23 protein-coding genes are annotated in these 19,103 nt (G+C 47.1%); 12 read left to right on the top strand and 11 right to left on the bottom strand.

All coding sequences use genetic code 11. From position 1 onward, the window contains the following. Nucleotides 1-71: 71 nt before the first annotated feature. A complete protein-coding gene (locus IQ257_RS04365) occupies nucleotides 72-233 on the bottom strand; it encodes a hypothetical protein (protein WP_193872475.1) in 162 nt (53 codons plus the stop codon). A gap of 290 nt (nucleotides 234-523) precedes the next feature. On the opposite strand from IQ257_RS04365, the gene IQ257_RS04360 reads away from it, so the two are divergent. From IQ257_RS04360 to IQ257_RS04345, 4 genes are all read left to right on the top strand, one after another. Continuing rightward, nucleotides 524-1,072 (top strand): Uma2 family endonuclease, encoded by a 549-nt coding sequence (locus IQ257_RS04360; RefSeq protein ID WP_193872474.1) that lies wholly within the window; start codon nucleotides 524-526, stop codon nucleotides 1,070-1,072. A gap of 382 nt (nucleotides 1,073-1,454) precedes the next feature. Continuing rightward, nucleotides 1,455-2,489, top strand: coding sequence for a cytochrome c oxidase subunit II (locus IQ257_RS04355; protein ID WP_193872473.1), 1,035 nt, complete (start codon nucleotides 1,455-1,457; stop codon nucleotides 2,487-2,489). 67 nt (nucleotides 2,490-2,556) lie between these two features. Continuing rightward, nucleotides 2,557-4,245, top strand: a complete 1,689-nt coding sequence (gene ctaD, locus IQ257_RS04350) for a cytochrome c oxidase subunit I (protein WP_193872472.1) — start codon at nucleotides 2,557-2,559, stop codon at nucleotides 4,243-4,245. Between the two features lie 67 nt (nucleotides 4,246-4,312). Beyond that, nucleotides 4,313-4,945: a cytochrome c oxidase subunit 3 gene (locus IQ257_RS04345; RefSeq protein WP_193872471.1), complete on the top strand. Its 633-nt coding sequence runs from the start codon at nucleotides 4,313-4,315 to the stop codon at nucleotides 4,943-4,945. 198 nt (nucleotides 4,946-5,143) lie between these two features. Here the strand turns inward: IQ257_RS04345 and IQ257_RS04340 are convergent, their stop codons facing one another. Genes IQ257_RS04340 through ndhC form a run of 3 tightly spaced genes read right to left on the bottom strand, consistent with a single transcriptional unit; the run spans nucleotide 5,144 to nucleotide 6,781 of the window. Beyond that, entirely contained in the window at nucleotides 5,144-5,686 is a 543-nt protein-coding gene (locus IQ257_RS04340; RefSeq protein WP_193872470.1) for an NAD(P)H-quinone oxidoreductase subunit J, read from the bottom strand. Beyond that, complete coding sequence (locus tag IQ257_RS04335) at nucleotides 5,679-6,422, bottom strand: NADH dehydrogenase subunit K (RefSeq protein WP_193872469.1); 744 nt, start codon at nucleotides 6,420-6,422, stop codon at nucleotides 5,679-5,681. Before IQ257_RS04335 ends, IQ257_RS04340 begins: the two co-directional genes overlap by 8 nt. Further along, nucleotides 6,419-6,781 (bottom strand): photosynthetic/respiratory NAD(P)H-quinone oxidoreductase subunit C, encoded by a 363-nt coding sequence (ndhC, locus tag IQ257_RS04330; RefSeq protein ID WP_193872468.1) that lies wholly within the window; start codon nucleotides 6,779-6,781, stop codon nucleotides 6,419-6,421. The genes IQ257_RS04335 and ndhC overlap by 4 nt, the downstream gene beginning before the upstream one ends. A 328-nt stretch (nucleotides 6,782-7,109) precedes the next feature. Between ndhC and IQ257_RS04325 the strand changes: the two genes are divergently transcribed. From IQ257_RS04325 to IQ257_RS04290, 8 genes are all read left to right on the top strand, one after another. Then, nucleotides 7,110-7,457, top strand: a complete 348-nt coding sequence (locus IQ257_RS04325; RefSeq protein WP_193872467.1) for a rubredoxin — start codon at nucleotides 7,110-7,112, stop codon at nucleotides 7,455-7,457. A 63-nt stretch (nucleotides 7,458-7,520) separates the two neighbouring features. Then, nucleotides 7,521-8,528, top strand: a complete 1,008-nt coding sequence (locus IQ257_RS04320) for a photosynthesis system II assembly factor Ycf48 (RefSeq protein WP_193872466.1) — start codon at nucleotides 7,521-7,523, stop codon at nucleotides 8,526-8,528. A gap of 130 nt (nucleotides 8,529-8,658) precedes the next feature. Continuing rightward, the gene (gene psbE, locus IQ257_RS04315) at nucleotides 8,659-8,904 is read left to right on the top strand and encodes a cytochrome b559 subunit alpha (protein WP_193872465.1); all 246 of its coding nucleotides are present in this window, start codon (nucleotides 8,659-8,661) and stop codon (nucleotides 8,902-8,904) included. A gap of 26 nt (nucleotides 8,905-8,930) precedes the next feature. Further along, a complete protein-coding gene (psbF, locus tag IQ257_RS04310; RefSeq protein WP_009556732.1) occupies nucleotides 8,931-9,065 on the top strand; it encodes a cytochrome b559 subunit beta in 135 nt (44 codons plus the stop codon). An 11-nt stretch (nucleotides 9,066-9,076) separates the two neighbouring features. Continuing rightward, nucleotides 9,077-9,199 (top strand): photosystem II reaction center protein L, encoded by a 123-nt coding sequence (locus IQ257_RS04305; protein WP_193872464.1) that lies wholly within the window; start codon nucleotides 9,077-9,079, stop codon nucleotides 9,197-9,199. A 43-nt stretch (nucleotides 9,200-9,242) separates the two neighbouring features. Further along, nucleotides 9,243-9,362: a photosystem II reaction center protein J gene (locus IQ257_RS04300; RefSeq protein WP_193872463.1), complete on the top strand. Its 120-nt coding sequence runs from the start codon at nucleotides 9,243-9,245 to the stop codon at nucleotides 9,360-9,362. Between the two features lie 614 nt (nucleotides 9,363-9,976). Beyond that, nucleotides 9,977-10,159, top strand: a complete 183-nt coding sequence (locus IQ257_RS04295) for a DUF4278 domain-containing protein (RefSeq protein WP_193872462.1) — start codon at nucleotides 9,977-9,979, stop codon at nucleotides 10,157-10,159. A 75-nt stretch (nucleotides 10,160-10,234) separates the two neighbouring features. Next, nucleotides 10,235-10,648 (top strand): DUF4278 domain-containing protein, encoded by a 414-nt coding sequence (locus tag IQ257_RS04290; protein WP_193872461.1) that lies wholly within the window; start codon nucleotides 10,235-10,237, stop codon nucleotides 10,646-10,648. 44 nt (nucleotides 10,649-10,692) lie between these two features. Here IQ257_RS04290 and IQ257_RS04285 read toward each other — a convergent pair whose 3' ends face one another. The 7 genes from IQ257_RS04285 to IQ257_RS04255 all read right to left on the bottom strand — a co-directional run bounded on the left by IQ257_RS04285 (nucleotide 10,693) and on the right by IQ257_RS04255 (nucleotide 18,827). Next, a complete protein-coding gene (locus IQ257_RS04285; protein ID WP_193872460.1) occupies nucleotides 10,693-11,826 on the bottom strand; it encodes a histidinol-phosphate transaminase in 1,134 nt (377 codons plus the stop codon). A 141-nt stretch (nucleotides 11,827-11,967) separates the two neighbouring features. Next, nucleotides 11,968-12,705 (bottom strand): hypothetical protein, encoded by a 738-nt coding sequence (locus IQ257_RS04280; protein WP_193872459.1) that lies wholly within the window; start codon nucleotides 12,703-12,705, stop codon nucleotides 11,968-11,970. A gap of 567 nt (nucleotides 12,706-13,272) precedes the next feature. Further along, nucleotides 13,273-13,704 (bottom strand): nucleoside deaminase, encoded by a 432-nt coding sequence (locus IQ257_RS04275; protein ID WP_193872458.1) that lies wholly within the window; start codon nucleotides 13,702-13,704, stop codon nucleotides 13,273-13,275. Nucleotides 13,705-13,796: 92 nt separating this feature from the next. Further along, nucleotides 13,797-16,037 carry a PBP1A family penicillin-binding protein gene (locus tag IQ257_RS04270; protein WP_193872457.1) on the bottom strand — a complete coding sequence of 747 codons (2,241 nt, stop codon included), beginning with the start codon at nucleotides 16,035-16,037 and terminating at the stop codon, nucleotides 13,797-13,799. Nucleotides 16,038-16,155: 118 nt separating this feature from the next. Next, complete coding sequence (locus tag IQ257_RS04265; RefSeq protein WP_193872456.1) at nucleotides 16,156-16,956, bottom strand: hypothetical protein; 801 nt, start codon at nucleotides 16,954-16,956, stop codon at nucleotides 16,156-16,158. A 179-nt stretch (nucleotides 16,957-17,135) separates the two neighbouring features. Then, complete coding sequence (locus tag IQ257_RS04260; protein ID WP_322744177.1) at nucleotides 17,136-18,089, bottom strand: flagellar assembly protein H; 954 nt, start codon at nucleotides 18,087-18,089, stop codon at nucleotides 17,136-17,138. Between the two features lie 279 nt (nucleotides 18,090-18,368). Then, nucleotides 18,369-18,827, bottom strand: a complete 459-nt coding sequence (locus IQ257_RS04255; RefSeq protein WP_193932936.1) for a hypothetical protein — start codon at nucleotides 18,825-18,827, stop codon at nucleotides 18,369-18,371. Between the last annotated feature and the right edge of the window lie 276 nt (nucleotides 18,828-19,103).

Here is a 19,103-nt window from a genome sequence, read left to right as displayed (position 1 = left end):
CGTCACTTCAAAATTTTGACCTCAAAGCTAGCTTATCAGTCCTATGAGGGAGTACTGTATAAGCTAGAGACTCAAATGTGAGCTGTTTTCAGCATCACCTGCAAGCAACCATCTCTTAGCCTACCTCTGACAGTGATGTCTTTTGGTTGCAACTGGTGGTTCATCAAGGTAGCGATCGCTTTTGCATTTCCCTGCTTGGCAAGTTCCAGAAGATTGGGTTGAGCCTGAGTCATACTGATCAGTGGTGAGAAGTTTGTAAATAACCGTTGCTCTAAGTGTTCCCATCCCAGAGCGATCAGGAACAATTCTGGGAAATTTTTTTGGATCAGCGCTTCTCATCCCCACCACAGAAGCGTTTCACCCACAGACAAGAGTTACAGCTATCGTCAAACTTTCAAGTTGGCTCGATGTCAGCTAAAGGAGGACTACTCCTGTGCGATCGCAGTTTCCCTGTCCCTCAACTAGCTAGCGCGATCGCGCTTGGCATCATAATAAGGAAGAGTTGCAAGAGGGAACACAAAAAATGGTAGCCTCTACAGTTATCCCCAATCAAACAGAAGCCTTTTCTTTAGAAGACTTTCTGCAAAATCCCCCTGATCGCATGGAATGGGTGGATGGGCAACTGGTGGAGAAAAACGGAATGACACTCAAGCATGGTCGAATTCAAGCAGAACTAGCAGCTAATTGGAGAAATTATAAGAGCGATCGCAAACTGGGGGGAGTCGTTTACACAGAAGCACCTTGTCGCACCAATAAGCAGGTACGCCGTCCAGATGTAGCCTATCTCACACCAGAATTAGTTACCCAATTTGGCGAACCTAATGTACTGCCTCAGAGTTTCCCACTAATCGCTGAGATTATCTCTCCCACCGATTTAGCAGAAGACGTATTCGCCAAAGCCAATGAATACTTAGAATCCGGTTGCCAAGAAGTCTGGTTAGTCTTGCCGGAGAGTCAGTGGATTGTCGTACTCACTCAACAGCAACGAATTTTATTTACAAAGGGTGAAGGAGTTAGCACTCAGGTTATTTTGTCAGGTTTCAGCGTCGCTGTCGATCAGTTATTGTCTTGATAGGGAATACAAACGCGATCGCATTATTGAACTCCTACAAAGCTTACGCGATGAATAGCAGAGTGGGCATTGCTATAAGGCATTCGTGTCAACCGAAAACGGAAATATGTCTTACGATTAGATGTGGCATACAGTCCAGCTTCATGCAAGGAAGTCACCGACTACTTGTGCAGGTGTTATGCTGACTCCTAGCTTCTGTGTGTTGCTCGGTCAAAGCCGATCGCGTCGGTGATGAGTAGTGATAAATACCAACCTTCTGCCCAATCTACCCTAAGAAAACGTTAGGAATAGCAGTGAACTAGGATCAAACTAGTCAATATGAAAAAAGGCAGCTTCTCTACCTCATCCAGGATGAGAGCTGCTGCTGGTAAGGAGGTAAGACATGCAAAATGAAAACCAAAAGGAAAAAGTCCCAGGTGCTATCCTCACCCTGACGGCGGGTATCTTAGTCACGTTAATTAGTCTCTGGTATGGACAAAACCACGGACTCTTACCTGAGCAAGCCTCTGAGCAAGCGCCACTGGTTGATAACTTTTTCAACCTGATGATGACGATTTGCACCGCCCTGTTTCTAGTGGTGGAAGGCACTATCATCATTGCGTTGATTAAGTTTCGTCGGCGTCAGGGGGATGACACAGATGGCGAGCCGATTATCGGCAACCTGCCTTTGGAAGCCTTTTGGACAGCGATTCCTGCAATTATTGTCATTGGACTCGGCATCTACAGCGTTGAGGTTTACAGAGACATGGGGGGTTTTGAACCCGCCCATCACCACATGGCTCGCGCCGACACTCCTGCTCAGGTTGCCGAAAAGCCAGGAACCGCAATCGCCTCTCCTGCCTCTATCGACCCAGAAGCAGTAGACTCGGAGGGGGCAGAGGTGGCTACTCCAAGTAAATACGGCTTTGGAGCCGCCCCCCAACGGGAAGGCAATCCTGCTGATCTGGTGGTAAATGTCAGCGGTTTGCAGTTTGCCTGGATATTTACCTATCCCGAAAGTGGCATTACCTCGGGTGAATTGCACGTTCCCCTTAACAAAGACGTACAGATCAATATCACGGCTGTGGATGTGATCCACTCGTTCTGGGTGCCTCAGTTCCGCCTCAAGCAGGATGCGCTTCCTGGTCAACAAACCGAACTGCGGTTCGTCGCCACCAAACCGGGGATTTACCCGATAGTTTGTGCCGAACTCTGTGGTAGCTACCACGGATCAATGAATGCGCAGCTATTTGTTCACCCACCTGAAGAGTATCAAACTTGGGTGGAAGAAAATCGCATCGCTGGACAGTCAAACCAAAATCAAACCGTAGCGGTTAACCCAGCCGAGCTATCTGAATCAGAGTTTCTGGCTCCCTATGCTAAGGAAATGGGGATTGATGCCAATCTCTTAGGTGAGCTACACTCAGCTCATGAATAACCCCAAAGGTATATAGCCATAAAGCGTGAATCTTGCAACGCTTTTCTGTTGGTCAAGCACATTTTTTATGACACAAACACAAACAGCTCCCTCACCCCAAAACCAGGAACCTTCTCACAAGGAGCATCCTGAGGCGTGGAAGTGGTATGACTACTTCACCTTCAACATCGATCATAAGGTTATTGGTATCCAATACCTAGTAACCTCCTTTGTGTTCTATCTCATTGGCGGTATGATGGCTGTTGTCATGCGGGCTGAACTGTATACACCCGATGCCGACTTAATTAACCCCAACCTCTACAACGCCCTCTTGACCAATCACGGCACAATTATGATCTTTATGTGGATCGTGCCTGCCGCCATTGGGGGTTTTGGGAACTACCTGGTGCCGCTGATGATTGGAGCCAGGGATATGGCATTTCCGAAACTCAACGCCATCGCCTTTTGGCTAGTACCCCCAGCCGGTACGCTGCTACTGGGCAGTTTCGTCTTTGGTGGAGCGCAGTCAGGTTGGACAGCGTATCCGCCCTTGAGCCTGATTACTGCCAACACTGCCCAGTCGATGTGGATTTTCAGTGTTGTTTTGGCGGGTACATCCTCGATTTTGGGTTCGGTCAACTTTATCGTCACCATCTTCAAAATGCGGGTGCCGAGTATGCGGTGGGATCAACTGCCGTTGTTCTGCTGGGCAATTTTGGCAACCTCCCTCTTGGCTCTGTTCTCAACACCCGTATTAGCTGCTGCCTTAACTCTGCTGCTGTTTGATATCAACTTTGGCACAGGATTCTTCCGCCCAGAAATGGGAGGGAATGTTGTGGTTTATCAGCATTTGTTTTGGTTCTACTCCCATCCGGCAGTGTATCTGATGATTTTGCCGATTTTCGGGATCATGTCAGAAGTGATTCCAGTTCACGCCCGCAAGCCAATCTTTGGTTATAAAGCGATCGCGTATTCGTCCCTAGCAATCTGTATTGTCGGTTTGTTTGTGTGGGTTCACCATATGTTTACATCCGGCACTCCCCCTTGGATGCGGATGTTTTTCACCATATCTACACTCATCGTCGCTATCCCGACAGGTGTCAAGGTATTTAGCTGGGTTGCAACCCTCTGGGGCGGCAAAATCCGCTTCACTAGTCCCATGCTATTTGCCGTTGGTTTGCTGGGAATGTTTGTGTGTGGTGGACTCAGTGGCGTAACCTTGGGTACAGCTCCCTTTGATATTCACGTCCACGATACTTACTACATCGTCGCTCACTTCCACTATGTTCTCTTTGGCGGCTCAGTATTCGGTCTTTACGCCGGACTTTACCACTGGTTCCCTAAGATAACGGGGCGGATGTACAACGAAACCTGGGGTCGAGTTCACTTTGTTCTCACCTTTATTGGTGGAAATCTCACATTCTTACCCATGCACGAGCTGGGTTTGAAAGGGATGCCTCGGCGAGTCGCCATGTATGACCCCCAATTTACCACCATCAATCAGATTTGTACTATCGGCGCGTTTATATTGGCGTTGTCGATCATACCGTTCATCATTAACTTTGTCTGGAGTTGGATGTATGGACCGAAAGTTGGTGACAATCCTTGGGACGCTCTGACATTGGAATGGACGACCAGTTCTCCCCCAGCGATTGAAAACTGGGAAATCTTGCCCGTGTTAACTCACGGACCATATGCCTACGGCATGAACGGTCGCAATGGCAAGATTGATCCCGCAGCGCCAACATCGGGCGAACCTGTGGTTGAAGCTAAGTAAATTCTGTAGAGACGCAATATCTCGCGTCTCTACCACTTGTGAAGCGTTTTGATAGGTATGCACAGTTATGCAAGGTTCAACACTTGACGAATATCAGGTAATGCCCAGTCCTGAAGCGACTACCGATGGGGCTGTTGCTCATCACGAAGAACACCCGGATTTGCGGGTTTTAGGGCTGTTGATATTCCTGGCTTCTGAATCTCTAATGTTTGGTGGGATGTTTGCCGCCTACTTGATCTACCGGGGTGCTGCCGGTGCTTGGCCCCCCGAAGGCACAGAGGTCGAGTTATGGCTGCCAACGATTAACACTATCATTCTGGTATCGAGCAGTTTTGTCATTCACCAAGGCGATGTTGCTATTAAAAAGAACAATATCTCCGGGATGCGGCTGTGGTATCTCGTCACTGCCATTATGGGGGTGATTTTCCTTGGGGGTCAGGTTTATGAGTACCTGACTCTGGGTTACGGTATAGGGACTAACGTGTTTTCGAGCTGTTTTTACCTGATGACTGGTTTCCACGGTCTGCACGTTACAGTTGGAGTACTACTGATTTTAGGTGTTTTGTGGCGATCGCGTCGATCAGGACACTATGGTGCTACCAAGCACGTTGGCATCGAAATGGCAGAAATTTACTGGCACTTCGTCGATATCATCTGGATTGTTCTGTTTAGTCTGCTGTACATTCTTACTCTGTTCTAAAAAAGCGATCTGCGATCCGCAGCAGCGCTTCGTTATCGCGTTTTTTGTTCTAAGGGGTGGGCATTGCCCACCCTTTGTTGTCGGGTTTTACACCTGTGGTTGGGTCAGCAGCGAAACAATTGTGTTGCTAAAAAAATTAGCACCCTCTCCTACAGGAGATGGATGCTCTCACCTTTTTTACCAAAAAGATGTTTTAACTTAATAGGCGTCCTGCAACTCGTAAAAGTCCGGCGAAATATAATCCTTGCGCAGGGGCCAACCCACCCAATCTTCCGGCATCAAAATCCGCTTCAAGTTCGGATGTCCTTCAAAGACAATGCCGTACATATCGTAGGTTTCCCGCTCCTGCCAATCAGCACTCTTCCAAATCCAGTACACAGAGGGAACGCTAGGGTTCTCTCGTGGCAGAAATACTTTCAGGCGTACTTCTTCGGGTCGGTCAGCATTATCGCTCAGTTTAATCAAATGATAGAAACTGACCAACTCTTCACCCGGACCGATATCGTAACCCCCTTGACATTGCAGGTAATTAAACCCGTAAGCATAGAGAGCGGTGCCAACGGGTATCAAGACTTCTGAGTGAACTTTCAGAATCTCTACACCTAAATGATCCGGCTCCATTAATTCTGTTTCAAAGCCGTTTTCCTGTAGCCAACCCTGAATCTTGCCCGTCTCTACAAGCTGAGAAGTTTCAGTATTCTCCTCGCCTGCTTGTTCTGCTGGTTTCGACTCTTCAGCCACGCTCTACCTCCTGCTTTTGAACAGATTTCAGTGCCGGGGGTACTGGCATTCCCATTGCTTCCGTCAATTCCTGCGGTGGAGTCTGACGAGTTCCAGACTGCAAATACTTCCCAGTCAAAATCTCTGGCACGGCTTTCATGCTATGAGTTGTGCTGTAGTAGCGGTGCGTTTGATTGTATTTTGCTCGCTCCTGCATGGACTCGTTCGCAACTCTCTTGCGCAACTTAACAATAGCGTCCATGATGGCTTCCGGACGAGGCGGGCACCCAGGAATATAAACATCTACCGGAATTAACTTGTCAACACCCCGCACTGCTGTTGTGGAATCAACGCTGAACATCCCACCCGTAATCGTACAAGCACCCATTGCCATAACGTATTTAGGTTCTGGCATTTGCTCGTAAAGACGCACCATCGCGGGTGCCATCTTCATGGTGATTGTGCCTGCTGTAATAATTAAGTCAGCTTGCCGAGGGCTAGAACGAGGAACTAGCCCGAATCGGTCAAAGTCAAACCGCGAACCAATCATGGCAGCAAATTCAATGAAGCAGCAAGCCGTACCGTAGAGCATGGGCCACAAGCTGGACAGCCGCGCCCAGTTGTACAAATCGTCTACGGTTGTCAAAATTACGTTTTCGGAAAGGTCAGATGTGACTTCAGGACGGTTGTGGGGATTGAGAATTTTTTCGTTTTGTTGCTGCTGTAGAGTAGCAGTCTCCGTACTTTTGGGATTCATGACCATTCAAGAGCTCCTTTGCGCCAAGCATAAACAAGAGCAATCACAAGAATTGCAATAAAAATTAGCGCTTCAATAAAAGCCAGTAGTCCTAACTGATTGAATGCCACTGCCCAAGGATAGAGGAATACGGTCTCAACATCAAAAATCACGAAGACCAGAGCAAACATATAGTAACGGATATTGAACTGAATCCAAGCGCCTCCAATCGGCTCCATGCCAGATTCATAGGTCGTGCGCCGCTCTGGAGAGCGAGGGTTAGGTCGTAGGAGCTTAGAAGCTGACAGCGCCAACAGGGGAACTAAACTGGTTGCCAGCAAAAAGCCTAAGAGATACTCGTAGCCGTTAAGTACGAACACAATGGGTAACGTCCACTAAAAGCGTTATTACTTCTTTACATTCATACCCCATTATAGGGGGTTGCTTGGTAGCTCCTGATTGGAGAAGCCTAGCTGTTTGATTGGTATAGCTAATCTTACCTATTGAGGAGCGCCGCCAGCGATTCAGAAAAAGGACTGGGTGGGGATAGGCAAATTTTCATTAGCTCCTACACCCCCCACCCACACCCTTCAAAATCTGAGTTGCTCCCGCTCGTTTGCCGACCTTAATGCCCAAGTGGTGCATTTGTGTGATAATTTTTTTAACATACATTTTAAGATTTGCTTCCTAAACTTCATTTTGCAAGCGATGAGCGATCGAGCCAACGAGCAAACCTTGGCGGAACAAGCGCCAAGTCGTTACGAATGTCGGTCTTGCGGCTACGTTTACGAGCCAACCAAGGGCGATAGCAATCGGAATGTTCCTTCCGGAACCCCTTTTGAGGAGTTGTCAGCAGACTGGCGCTGTCCGGTTTGCGGTGCCAAGAAACCTCAGTTTCAGGATATCGGTGCCAGTGGTGCCCCATCTGGGTTTCAGGAAAACTTAGGCTATGGGCTTGGGGTTAACCGTTTGACCCCAGCTCAGAAGAACCTCTTAATTTTTGGTTCCTTAGTCTTGGGTTTCCTATTCTTTATCAGTCTTTACGGGTTGCGCTAAGAGAGAGCGCGTTATCAGTCATACTGAAAAAACCCTGCTACGTGGAAGAAGAGAAACGTTACGATGAGCTATTTGATGAAAAAACTGAAACAAATAGTAATAATATTAGCGATCGGCTGCTTGTGTTTTGGCTGTCAATATGCTCCATCTCTGGGCTACAACCCATGGCAGGTCGTTCCCTTGCCCATAGAGGCGAACCTACAGGATGTGGGTTTTACCAGCGACTCCAATCACGGATGGCTTGTTGGTAGTAATGCCACCCTTCTCGAAACAACCGATGGCGGCAAGACTTGGCAAGAGAGAGTCCTAGAGCTAGGAGAGGAAAGGAACTTTCGCTTCACCTCTGTTAGCTTTGCAGACGAGGAAGGTTGGATTGTGGGCGAACCCTCCATTCTGCTGCACACTACCGACGGCGGTGCAACATGGTCTCGCATTCCTTTAAGCGCAAAGTTACCCGGTACGCCTAATACAATTTTGGCTCTCGCACCCCAATCAGCAGAGATGACGACCAGTATCGGGGCAATTTATAGGACTGCTGATAGTGGTAAAAGTTGGAAAGCCATGGTTGAAGAAGCCGTAGGTGTCGTTCGCAATATTTCCCGCTCTCAAGAGGGTAAATACGTTGCCGTTTCCGCTAGAGGGAACTTCTACTCAACCTGGGAACCCGGTCAGACATCTTGGGAACAGCACAACCGCAACAGTTCTAAGCGCCTTCAGAGTATGGGATTTACTGATGATGGGCGTCTTTGGGTGTTGGGACGTGGCGGTCTACTCCAGTTTAGTGGCACTGAAGACCTAGAAGCTTGGGAAGAGCCGATTTATCCAGAATTTTCCACAAGTTGGGGATTGCTGGATTTAGCTTACCGAACTCCTGAGGAAATTTGGTTAGCAGGGGGTAGCGGAAATTTGCTTTGTAGTGTGGACGGTGGTAAAACGTGGCTGAAAGACCGCGAGATTGAAGATGTGCCGTCCAATCTTTACAAAATTGTCTTCGTCACGCCAGAAGCGGGATTTGTCATTGGTCAAAAGGGCGTTTTGCTCAGATACGATCCAACCCCCCAAGCCGCTTGAAATTGGTAAAATCGATTTTACCAATAGGAAGTGTATTTTGAGAGCTAACCTTCATTGTGAAGAAGGCTAAATGCTTTAAAATATGAGTGTTCAATGAATTGTCAACGTTGATTGGAAGGAGAAATCATTAATGTCAGGTACTACTGGAGAGCGTCCCTTTGGAGATATTATTACCAGCATTCGTTACTGGGTAATTCACAGCATCACTATTCCAGCTCTGTTTATTGCAGGATGGCTGTTTGTTCAGACGGGTCTGGCATACGATGCCTTTGGCACACCCCGTCCGAACGAATATTTCACCCAAGAGCGGCAGGAAGTGCCGATCATAACCGATCGCCAGAACGCGAAACAGCAAGTGGATCAATATATCAAGTAAGTTTTGCAGATACGAGGTTAAAAATCATGACGAGCAATACTCCCAACCAACCTGTTTCTTATCCAATTTTTACGGTTAGATGGTTGGCAGTTCATACCCTAGCCGTGCCGACCGTCTTCTTCTTAGGCGCGATCGCAGCAATGCAATTTATTCAACGATAGGAGAAACAATTATGCCAGAGCGGCTTCCCAATCCGAATAATCAACCGGTTGAGCTAAACCGGACCTCTCTCTACCTAGGTCTTTTGCTTGTTTTTGTTCTTGGTATTCTGTTTTCCAGTTATTTCTTCAATTAACTGGGTTAAATTAGTGTTGGGTTAAATTAAGGAGGTACAAGCGGTGTCTGGAACTGGAAAAATTCCCTTGTGGATTGTAGCAACCGTCGCTGGAACGGGCATACTCGTGGTTCTTGGTCTTTTCTTCTACGGTGCCTACGCAGGACTCGGTTCTTCTCTGTAGGCTCCATCAGCAAATGAGCTGAACAGACAATTTATCAAAGCTTGTTAAAAAGCTTGCACCGCCAGTTTTATCACAACTGGCGGTATTTTAATGGGTCTAAGTTCTGTTTTGAGACAATCTAGCAGTAGACACATATCTTAGAACAAACTCTGGTAGAGACGTTCCGCCGGAACGTCTCTACTAAATTCATATATGTCCCAACCGTCTTGGCAGTTGCTATACCCCTCTTCTGTCAGACTGCGAAAAATGGGGGTCAAACCCTGATTCTTGCGTTAGGTGTAGTTGGCTGTAATGACGGAAATTCGTCAGAATTTCGGAAAGTGACAGAAGAGGGATACTTCGGCTCAAATTCCTGTTACCGCTTCCTTGACTAAGTATAAGCACTTAGTCAAGGTTGAATAATCCGAGTTTTTTTGTGACGGTTTCTTGATAATTGACATATTTGTCAAAAAAATGTAAAAATAAATACAGAAATATTTCTGGAATTTTATCTGATACAGGAGCAAATTACCTGAGTCAGATAGCCTGAGCCGAGAAAGTAGGGAAAAATACCTGTATCACTCCCTAAGTCAACTTATTCGAGTACTGGGAATCAAAATCGGAGGTGTAACCCAATGAAACTCTCTTATCGAGGTATTAGTTACGAAGAAACACCAGTAACACTAGATATCACTGAAGGCGGAATCGGCGGCACGTACCGAGGTCATAGCTGGAGAGTTCATAAAGCTAGATTGATTCGGAGACACCCCGCGCCCCTCGAACTCACCTATCGCGGTGCTACCTACAAACGTAGTTAGCCTACGAGATATCTCAGTGCTTCAGTATTAGTTGATAAAAAACACGTTCAAAAATTCTCATAGGAGGCGATGTATATGAAACTGTCTTACCGGGGTGTTAGCTACGAACGGACACCATCAACATTAGATGTCAATGAAGGCGACATAGGCGGTACTTATAGGGGTCAAGGTTGGCGGTATCACTATGTCCGACATATTCCCGCACCTCCACCGGTACACGAGCTGAAATGGCGTGGCGTCGCTTACCGCACAGATAAACCAGCGATCGCAGAACCTATTCCAGCTCCTCAACCTGTTGATCCAGGGGCAGCTAACCCAGTATTAGTCATCAGCAATTGGCGCGGAAAAAATCTGGATGAGACGGCAGTGATGCATTTGAGAAATATCCGCCAGTCTTTAGAACGTCGGCTGCAAGTTGCACAAGCCAAAGGCGATGAGCAGTTGGTACGAATGCTGGAAAAAGAGTCAGAACAGACAGCAGTTCATTAAAATTGCTGCTTGGGGTAGGCGTCTGCCTGCCCTAGGAAAATACATTACTTCTCATAGTTAGCAAGAACCGCTTTGAGTCGTTGGAGAGTGCGAGTATTCTCCTCAATACTGCCTACAGTAATCCTTAAACCGCCACCCGTATGCCGCACTAAGGTGCCGTGGGCTTTCATTTGTCGAACGAACTCAGCTAAATCAACAGAAATTCGAGGACGCAGGTAGATAAAGTTAGCGGCACTTGACCAAACTTGCAAGGTAGCAAGTTCCGATAAGGCAACCCACAATTTATCCCGCTCGGCAATCGTTTGGGGAATTGATGCCAGCAAAGTTTGTCGGTGAGTGAGGGCAATTAACGCAGCCGATTGAGACAAGCTGGGGAGGTTGTAAGGCAGGCGGATTTTTTCCAGTGCCGCAATGAGTTCGGGGTGAGCGATACAATAACCGAGACGGTAGGCTGCTAGTCGAAACGCTTTAGAAAAGGTTCTCAACACTGCCCAATTGGGACGTTGCTGCAATTCGCCAACTACCGAGGTTTGGCTGAATTCAAAATACGCCTCATCAATTACGACTAAGATATGCTCTGGTAAGCTGCGAATCCATTCCAGTTCAGCAGCCGTTAATGGGTTGGCAGTCGGGGAATTGGGATGAACGACAAAAACCACGCGCACAGGAGGGTGCTGGGTTTGGGCGATCGCATCTCTAGCTTCTGTTAAATTAATTTCAAAGTTTTCTGGTGAGCGCCCCACTGTAATCACGGGAATACCCAGTGTCTGCGCCAAAATCCCGTACATAGAGAAGGTGGGATTAGCGACTAGGATAGAGCCTTCTCCCTGCAAACAGCTAGAAATTAACACAGAGCGAATCAGTTCATCTGAACCATTACCCACTGAGATATGAGCAGGAGTTATCAGTTTTTCTAGGGTAGCTGATTCGTTAACGTATTGAGCGATCGCATCTTTGAGGGATTGATGGCTACCATCAGGATAGCGGTTGGCTTCAATATTCTGTTGATACGTCCAAGCCAGCTTTTCTTTTAACTCAACAGGCAGATCGAAAGGGCTTTCATTGGTATCCAGCCTATCAATGGCAATGGCAGATGTGACGGGTTGCCCTGAATCCCCACTCGGATGGGGTGTATAAGCCGTAAATTGGGTAATATCTGAGCGGATGAACCCGAGCATAAATTCTCTGAAACAGCGATAGGGGGATGGCGGCACAAACCTTTATCGTAACTTGAACTTGAATAGGTAAGCTATTCCCTACTCCCTACTCCCTACTCCCTACTCCCCCCAGAGTAAGATGCACCCAAAAAAAGGGCAACTTCAAGAAGCTGCCTGATTAACGGACCAAGATTTAACGACTTGTAGCGGTGTCGAGCCTGGAGGCTGTGCTTCAGACGAGTGTTCTGTTGGCTGAGTGCCTTGCAGTGCGACTTGCAAAGAAGCCATCTGTGTCATGATTTTTGCGAGCTGATCGTGAAGTTGTTCCACTTCTAGGGAGTTGGGTGATGCCACCTCTACAGAGGGTTGAATGGCACCTTTCGCCCGCTCGTAACCCAGGAAGCCTTGGGCTGAGGCAAACTTTGCTGTTGCTGCTTGCACGGTTGCCGACTGTTGGGAAACAGGTTGTGCCTGAAAGGGTTGAGTGGTAACGATGAGAGGTTGAACGGCGGGTGCCTCGATTAGCTTAACGGCTAGAGGTTGTGGTGCGGGTTCCTGTTTAACTTCTTCGATTAGGGTTCTAAATTCTTCCTCAAAAAACTGGGCAGATTCTTGCTGGACTTCTTCATTTAAGAACGTATTGAGTCCAGAGGCTTCCAATCGGGGTTCTGAAAGTTTGAGTGATTCTAAGAGCGCTTCTTTTTCCTTGAGATGGCGCTCAAGATCTGAGAGTTGCTCCTCTGCCTCAGCCGACTTGCGGGAAGATTGCTGCCATCCAGTTACGGCGATTGCAGCGATGCCAGTACCCAGACTCAATACCGTTGCCAAACCTAGGTAAGGAGTAGCAACCTCTCTGAGTTGACCGTGAAATACCGGCTCCTCTTGGAATTGGATGGTCACTGGCTTGTCCCCAAGGACAGCGAGCGGTATGGTGAGTGCAGAGAAGACTGCTGTTGAAAGTATTACCGGTGCAAGGAGAAATTTTTTTAAGGGGGAGCCAGTCATAATTGATAGTTCCTAGTGAGAATTTCCAGTATCAGTCGCGAAACTCAAGACTTGTTAGCCGAATGTCACCCGTTTGCAAATTACCGATGCCCATTGAGTGAGCTGGTAGGAGACATTGCAGGGGGGTGACTTTACTTACCTTTTGCTATTTTCACATTAATTGATGTTCAATTAAGGACGGGTAAAGAGACACCAAAAATGAGTGAAGTTATTATGAATTTTCACTGTAACGACGTAATCGGATGGTTGAATATCGGTGTCATCCGGGTTGACTCAAATCCAGTTTTTATAGAGACAAAAAGTAGATGAACTTCAACCCTTTTATTTATTGGCTACTGAAATAAATGAAGCTAAATAGCTGTTAGCTCTATCATTAGATTTTTGTGATAGAAATCACAGCAATGGTAGATACTTTTGGTTGATGGAGTTTTGATGCGTTTTTGAAGGCTAAAGGCTACACCCTTATTTGCCGATATCCTCATTCCAGAGCTGGGGTTTGGCTTGAATAAAGTCACTCATGAGTTTTTTGCATTCCTCCAGAGCTAAATCGAGAACTTCAACACCCTGGGATTCCATAAATTCTCTGGCACCTGGAAATGTTTTTGACTCACCAGCAACGACCTTTTTGATACCAAATTGAACAACGGCACCCGCACAGAGGTAGCAAGGCATCAAGGTTGAATAAAGAGTCGTATCTTTATAGTTACCGATTCTGCCTGCATTGCGCAGGCAATCTATTTCAGCATGGGTAACGGGGTCGTTATCTTGGACGCGCTTGTTGTATCCCCTACCAACAATTTTACCGTTTTTGACCAGTACTGAACCGATGGGAATCCCACCTTCACGAAGTCCCTGTTGGGCTTGTGCGATCGCTGCTGCCATAAACTCATCCATCGTCAAAAACCCCCCTAGAGACTTGTGCTCAGTACCTCATAAAATAAAGGTAACAGGTGAAGGGTGTGAAGGACTTTTGGGCGGTGGCTAACTTACTGCACAATCTCACGCATATACTGACTCCACAATTGCGCTGCCTGACCGCTACTTCCCCGTGTGGGAGAATTATCATCATTCCCCAACCAGATACCTGTCACAACCTGACGGGCTGGAATATAACCAATAAACCAGAGGTCAACATTCCGGTCAGTCGTACCCGTTTTGCCCGCTTCTCCATAGCCAATTGCAGCCCCACGACCTGTACCACCTTGTACAACACCCCGCAGCATAGTCGTCATGGTTTTAGCAACAGCAGGGGAGACAGCTTGAATGTTCTGTTCCCCATCCTCCTCGAATGTATAGATCACCCGGCAGGTGTTGGGGTCGTTGTTGTCGGCACAATCCCCGCTATCGAGAATCCTGGAAATAGCATGGGGACGGTTCCAGACTCCATTATTAGCGATCGCTCCGTAGGAACCCGTAATTTCCAAGACATTAACTTCACTTTGCCCAATCGCTAAACGCGGCACTGCCCTGAGTTTCGAGTCGATGCCCAGCCGTCGCGCCACTTCAATAACATTATTCAAACCCGCATCTTGCGCCACCCGAACAGCAATGATGTTTTCAGACTGCGCTAAACCTGTGTACATATTCGCCGCACCCCCTGTCCGTTCGCACCCCCGTAACCCATAGGCGGGGGCGCAGGAGTAGGTTTTTCCGGGTGAGATGCCTTGTTGCAAGGCAGCGGTGTAGTCAAAGAGTTTGAACGTCGAACCAGGTTGTCGCTGGGCTTGGGTAGCGCGGTTAAACTGGCTTTGTTGGTAGTCAACACCACCCACCATGGCGCGAATGGCACCGTTGCTGGTGTCGAGGGTAGCGATCGCTCCTTGGGAGAATCTCAATTGAGAGCCAGTTGTGTTGACAAAGTTACGCAGGGCTGATTCTGCCTTGGCTTGCGTCTGAAGATCGAGAGACGTTTCGACGATAAAATTCCCTTCTTGAGCCAGTTCAGTGCCGAGTAAATACCGGAGTTCTTCAAAAACGTAATTGTAGAAATAAGGAGCTTTGGTACTGTTGAGGAATTCACGGGCTTGGGGACTAACTTCAATGCGCGATCGCCTTGCCCGCGCCGCTTCTTGGTCGCTAATCATCCCCAATGCCCGCATCCGATAGATGACACGGTTGCGCAGTTGCAGAGCCGTATCGTAATCCTGAATGGGGTTGTAGCTATTGGGGGCAGGCAAAATTGCCGCCAGTGTCGCGGCTTCTGAGAGGGTTAGATCCTTTGCGGGTTTGTCAAAATAAAACTGGGCGGCATCTTCAAACCCAAACGCCTCAACTCCCAGGTAAATGCGATTCAAATAAGCTTTTAATATTTCATCCTTACTGTAAAGGGTTTCTAATTTCAGGGCGACAACCGCTTCTCTTAGTTTACGAGCGGCACTATTGTCCCTACCGACATACTCAGGAAACAAACTGCGAGCCACCTGTTGGGTAATCGTACTCGCTCCTTCCCGAATCGTTCCACCTTGAATATTCCGGACAAATGCTCGGGCAATCCCATAGGGATCTACTCCAAAGTGCCAGTAGTAGCGGCTGTCTTCTGAGGCAATTAGGGCGTTGGGGAGGTAGGGAGAAAAATCTGAGAGTTGCTTCAGTTCTCGGTGAACTTCTGTACGGGGTTGCCGCAATGCTGTTCCGTCACGGGACTTGACCACAAAAGGTCCTTGGACACCGGTTGGCAAGGGATAAACTGGCACTTTCAGCCATTCAATCCCAATCAATAAGGCGATGAAAGCGGTCACTCCACCGACGCCATAGAGACTGTAACGAAGTGCCAGAATGTACCAAGGCGGTGGATCGACGTATTGAAGCCGCACCGATGCTGCTAATTCTGGAGGTCCAATGGTGAGAATATCGCCGTGGCGCAGTACTAGGGATGAGAGTCGGCGCTTCCCTCGATAAATACCGTTGGTGGAATTTTCGTCTTTAATCAGGAAGGCTCTGCCAGAGCGCCCGTAGCGCTCTAAGGACAAGTGAATCTGGCTGACGACTGGGTTACGCACCACAATATCAGAAGATTTAGAACTTCGTCCCAGTAGATAGCGATCTCCGAGTAAGGGATAAACGTCAGCTTTATTGGCACCGGCATCTTGCACCCAAAGCTCCGGCACTTTTGCATTGGGTTTGAGGGCTAGTGCTTGAAAGTTAACTTTCGCTTGAATTGTCTGAACTGCCTGAGTTAGCTGACCGAGCAGCGTTTTCGGCGGTTGGGGGGGTTGGGGAGAACTCATGTTTTAGAAAACGAGTATCACCTTTGGCGCTCTTGCCTCATTGTACTCACAACCCTTGAGGAGTCGGCGCAACTAAGTGTCGCTCCCGGAAGTGGCATAGGTAAAGCATTTTACCGTCTCAATCTGTCTGGGGCAATTGAATTCGCACTCCTCCTTCTGGTGTAATGATAACGTTGCCACCGAGGGATTCAATTTGATTAATGGCAGTCTGGCGAGTGCGATCGTCAACGGCATTTTGCAGAATCATTGACCAAGCACTGACTTGAGCTGACTTGCTGGTGGGATTGCGGGTGAGAAATTGAGCGGTTTGCCGAGATATTGCAGCTACCTGCTGACTTTCTTCGTCTGGATAGGTACTTGCCCACTCTGCCGCGTTTTCAAAGGATTCTTGTGCTGCTTGGGCATCGCCTAAAAACAATAACTCGTCAATGCCCTTATAACGCCAGATGTAATAAGATTTGGGGGGAACTTCGGGGGAAAGCTGCTTTAGTCCTTCTTCCATTAGAGCGATAGAGCGTTCTGGCATTCCGGCGTATAAGGTCGTACTGCCGGAAAGGAACATATACGCCTGCAAGAATTTGGGGTCTTGCTTTAGGATGATTTCAAAGTACTCCGGACTAAGTTCGTAACCCGTCTCGGTGCGAGCTTGGTCGTCACCAAAGTATTGCAGAAAGTTTAAAAAGACCCAATCGGCTAGCAGATTATTAAAACCAAAGGTTGGGAGTTTTTGGAGCAGTTCGAGGCGGGCTTTTTCTGCCTCAACGTCTCGCTCAATATCGACTGTGGATGGGGTTTTGCCTCTGTCTGTTAGTTGGTTGAGTTGGGGAATTTGCAGCCATCCTACTGCGGCAACGCACAGAAAGGCGGTAAGGGAGGGTAGTAGCCATTGACTGAGGTTTTTAGGAGAGTGGGTAAGCATTTTTCAATGTTGAATACCTTGTTCCCTGGCTTGTTGCCGAGCCGCATCGAGTTGCTACCGATACAGTGGTTTTAATGACATAATTAACTCCCTTTCCGAGAATTCTTAGCCAGAGTTCGTCAGATGAGCGATCGCGAGTGGGGAATTGATGAGAATGAGAACAACCTGCGATCGCAGGTTTAATTTATTTGTTCGGGAAATCGAGTCAGGAGTTCATCACGGGATATCTGAGGAAGTTGTGAGAGTAATTGGATTAACTCTGGAGTCGGTAATTTTAAGAAAGAAGTGACAATTGCGGTAAGTTGAGTGTCCAATTGTCCAAAGTGAATTCTCAGCAAATTTTCGACAATGAAATGCTGTGCCTGTTGGACTGCTTGTTCAGTGTTTTCTAGTTGAGAGAATTGCAGTAGAAATGGGGTTAATTCCTGAGGGGGTAATGCTGATAAGGGAGTGATTAAAGCGGCGAGGGTGGGAGTTAGCTGTCCCAAACGAGTCTGGAGGAGGTTTTCGATAATCAGCCTTTGTCCTTGTTGTAGACCCTGTTGTAGACCCTGTTGCAGACCTTGCTGCAGACCCTGTTCTCTGGCTTGTTGCCGAGCGGCATCGAGTTGCTGCCGATAAAGGGGTGCTAATGCCATAATTAACTCCCTCTCCTCTGTTTCTAAGTTTTGATTGGCTTGTAGGTTAGCTTGCAAGTTATACAATAAATCTAGCGCAGATTCTCGAAGTGGGTGAGCGGCAGGTAATGTGGTTAATTCTTCAATGGCTTGCTGTTGCACTCTGCCTTTTCCGAGAATTCTTAACCACAGGGTTTCTGGGGTATGGGGAAGTTGGTGGATAACGACGATGGATGTTTTGAGAGATTCGAAATAGAGTCCACTTAACCAGTTTTCTTGATCAGGGAAGGCTCCAAATCCTTTGAGTAAGGGCATTGAGGCAGTGGGAGTCAGAATCCATAGTCGGGGGAGTTGAGCGTCGTTAATGGATGTATTTTCCCGTCTTGCTCGTCGTTCTAATTCAGCATAGAGGTCAAAAAGTTTACCCATACAACTGCGGATTTGACTGGGGGTGACGGCGTTGTTACTCGATGACTGGCTCATGCACCACTGTCTCAACTCTTTCAGCCTTGCCACTGTTACTCCACTGCTGCCGCTGACATCTCCCCTTTGACCTTGGCAATTCGTCGAGAAACGTGATTTTCATTCGGTTGAATCCGGCGCTATTTAAGGGTTTAAGCTCATTTAAACTACTAATATTACTATAACCAGTCTAGGAGAGCCTATTTGATATGGCATGATTACCACTGCGACGTAAACCCAAGCAACTCATTTCTTTGACATTAATAAAATTCAGTGCTTAACTTAGCTAACCAAAGCAACTGTAATCAGAAATCTAGAGATTTGGTTCATTAATCAAGAGCGATAATAAAAATCAAAATCTTCTATAAGTGTAGTAACTTTTAATCTTGTAGAATGATAGCCATACTCCATATATTTGACTACTTTATTCATTGCTTTTTTTGAAATTGAACCTTGAGGATTCTCAAGTGCTTTCTGAGCTTCAAAGTACATCTGTTTTGCATTAGAATCTGACTGACCTTTTGATATTCTCACTTTCTCTACTCTATCGTCAAAAAAGTCAATCCCGTTCATCACATCATGCCGGATTGGCAACCCCGCTTTGGCTGCAGCCAATCCAATTGCATAAGCTGGATGTTTGTGATGCCCATGCAATTCAGCATAAAGTGCTAGTTTTCCCCAATACTTCAGAAACTCTATTTCTTTACCTGAATCTCTTGTCACCACGAATAAAAATTCATAAATCCATATGATGGGATCCGTTTTTATATCCAACCCCAACTTTTTCGCCATCCTTTGGTAAAACTCAAACTGTCTAATTAAACTGGGTCTAGGTGGGTTAGTTTTATTTATACGCTGTTTAATGTGTTTGATCATACTAGTACAACTTCTGGCAGTTATTCCTGGTAACCATTGCATATCTTGTTGGACTGAATCGCATATTCGCACATCTGCATCAAGATATATACAAGAGTTAAAAATTGATAAGGCTTTAGCAATAACAAATCTACGTTCATGGTAACACAGAACCCCCTGCCGCTTGTGTCTAAAAACACTAACATTAATATG

Origin of the sequence: Coleofasciculus sp. LEGE 07092, from assembly GCF_015207375.1 — a bacterium.
Lineage (GTDB): Bacteria > Cyanobacteriota > Cyanobacteriia > Cyanobacteriales > Coleofasciculaceae > LEGE-07092.
This window is presented reverse-complemented; position numbering and strand designations above follow the sequence as displayed.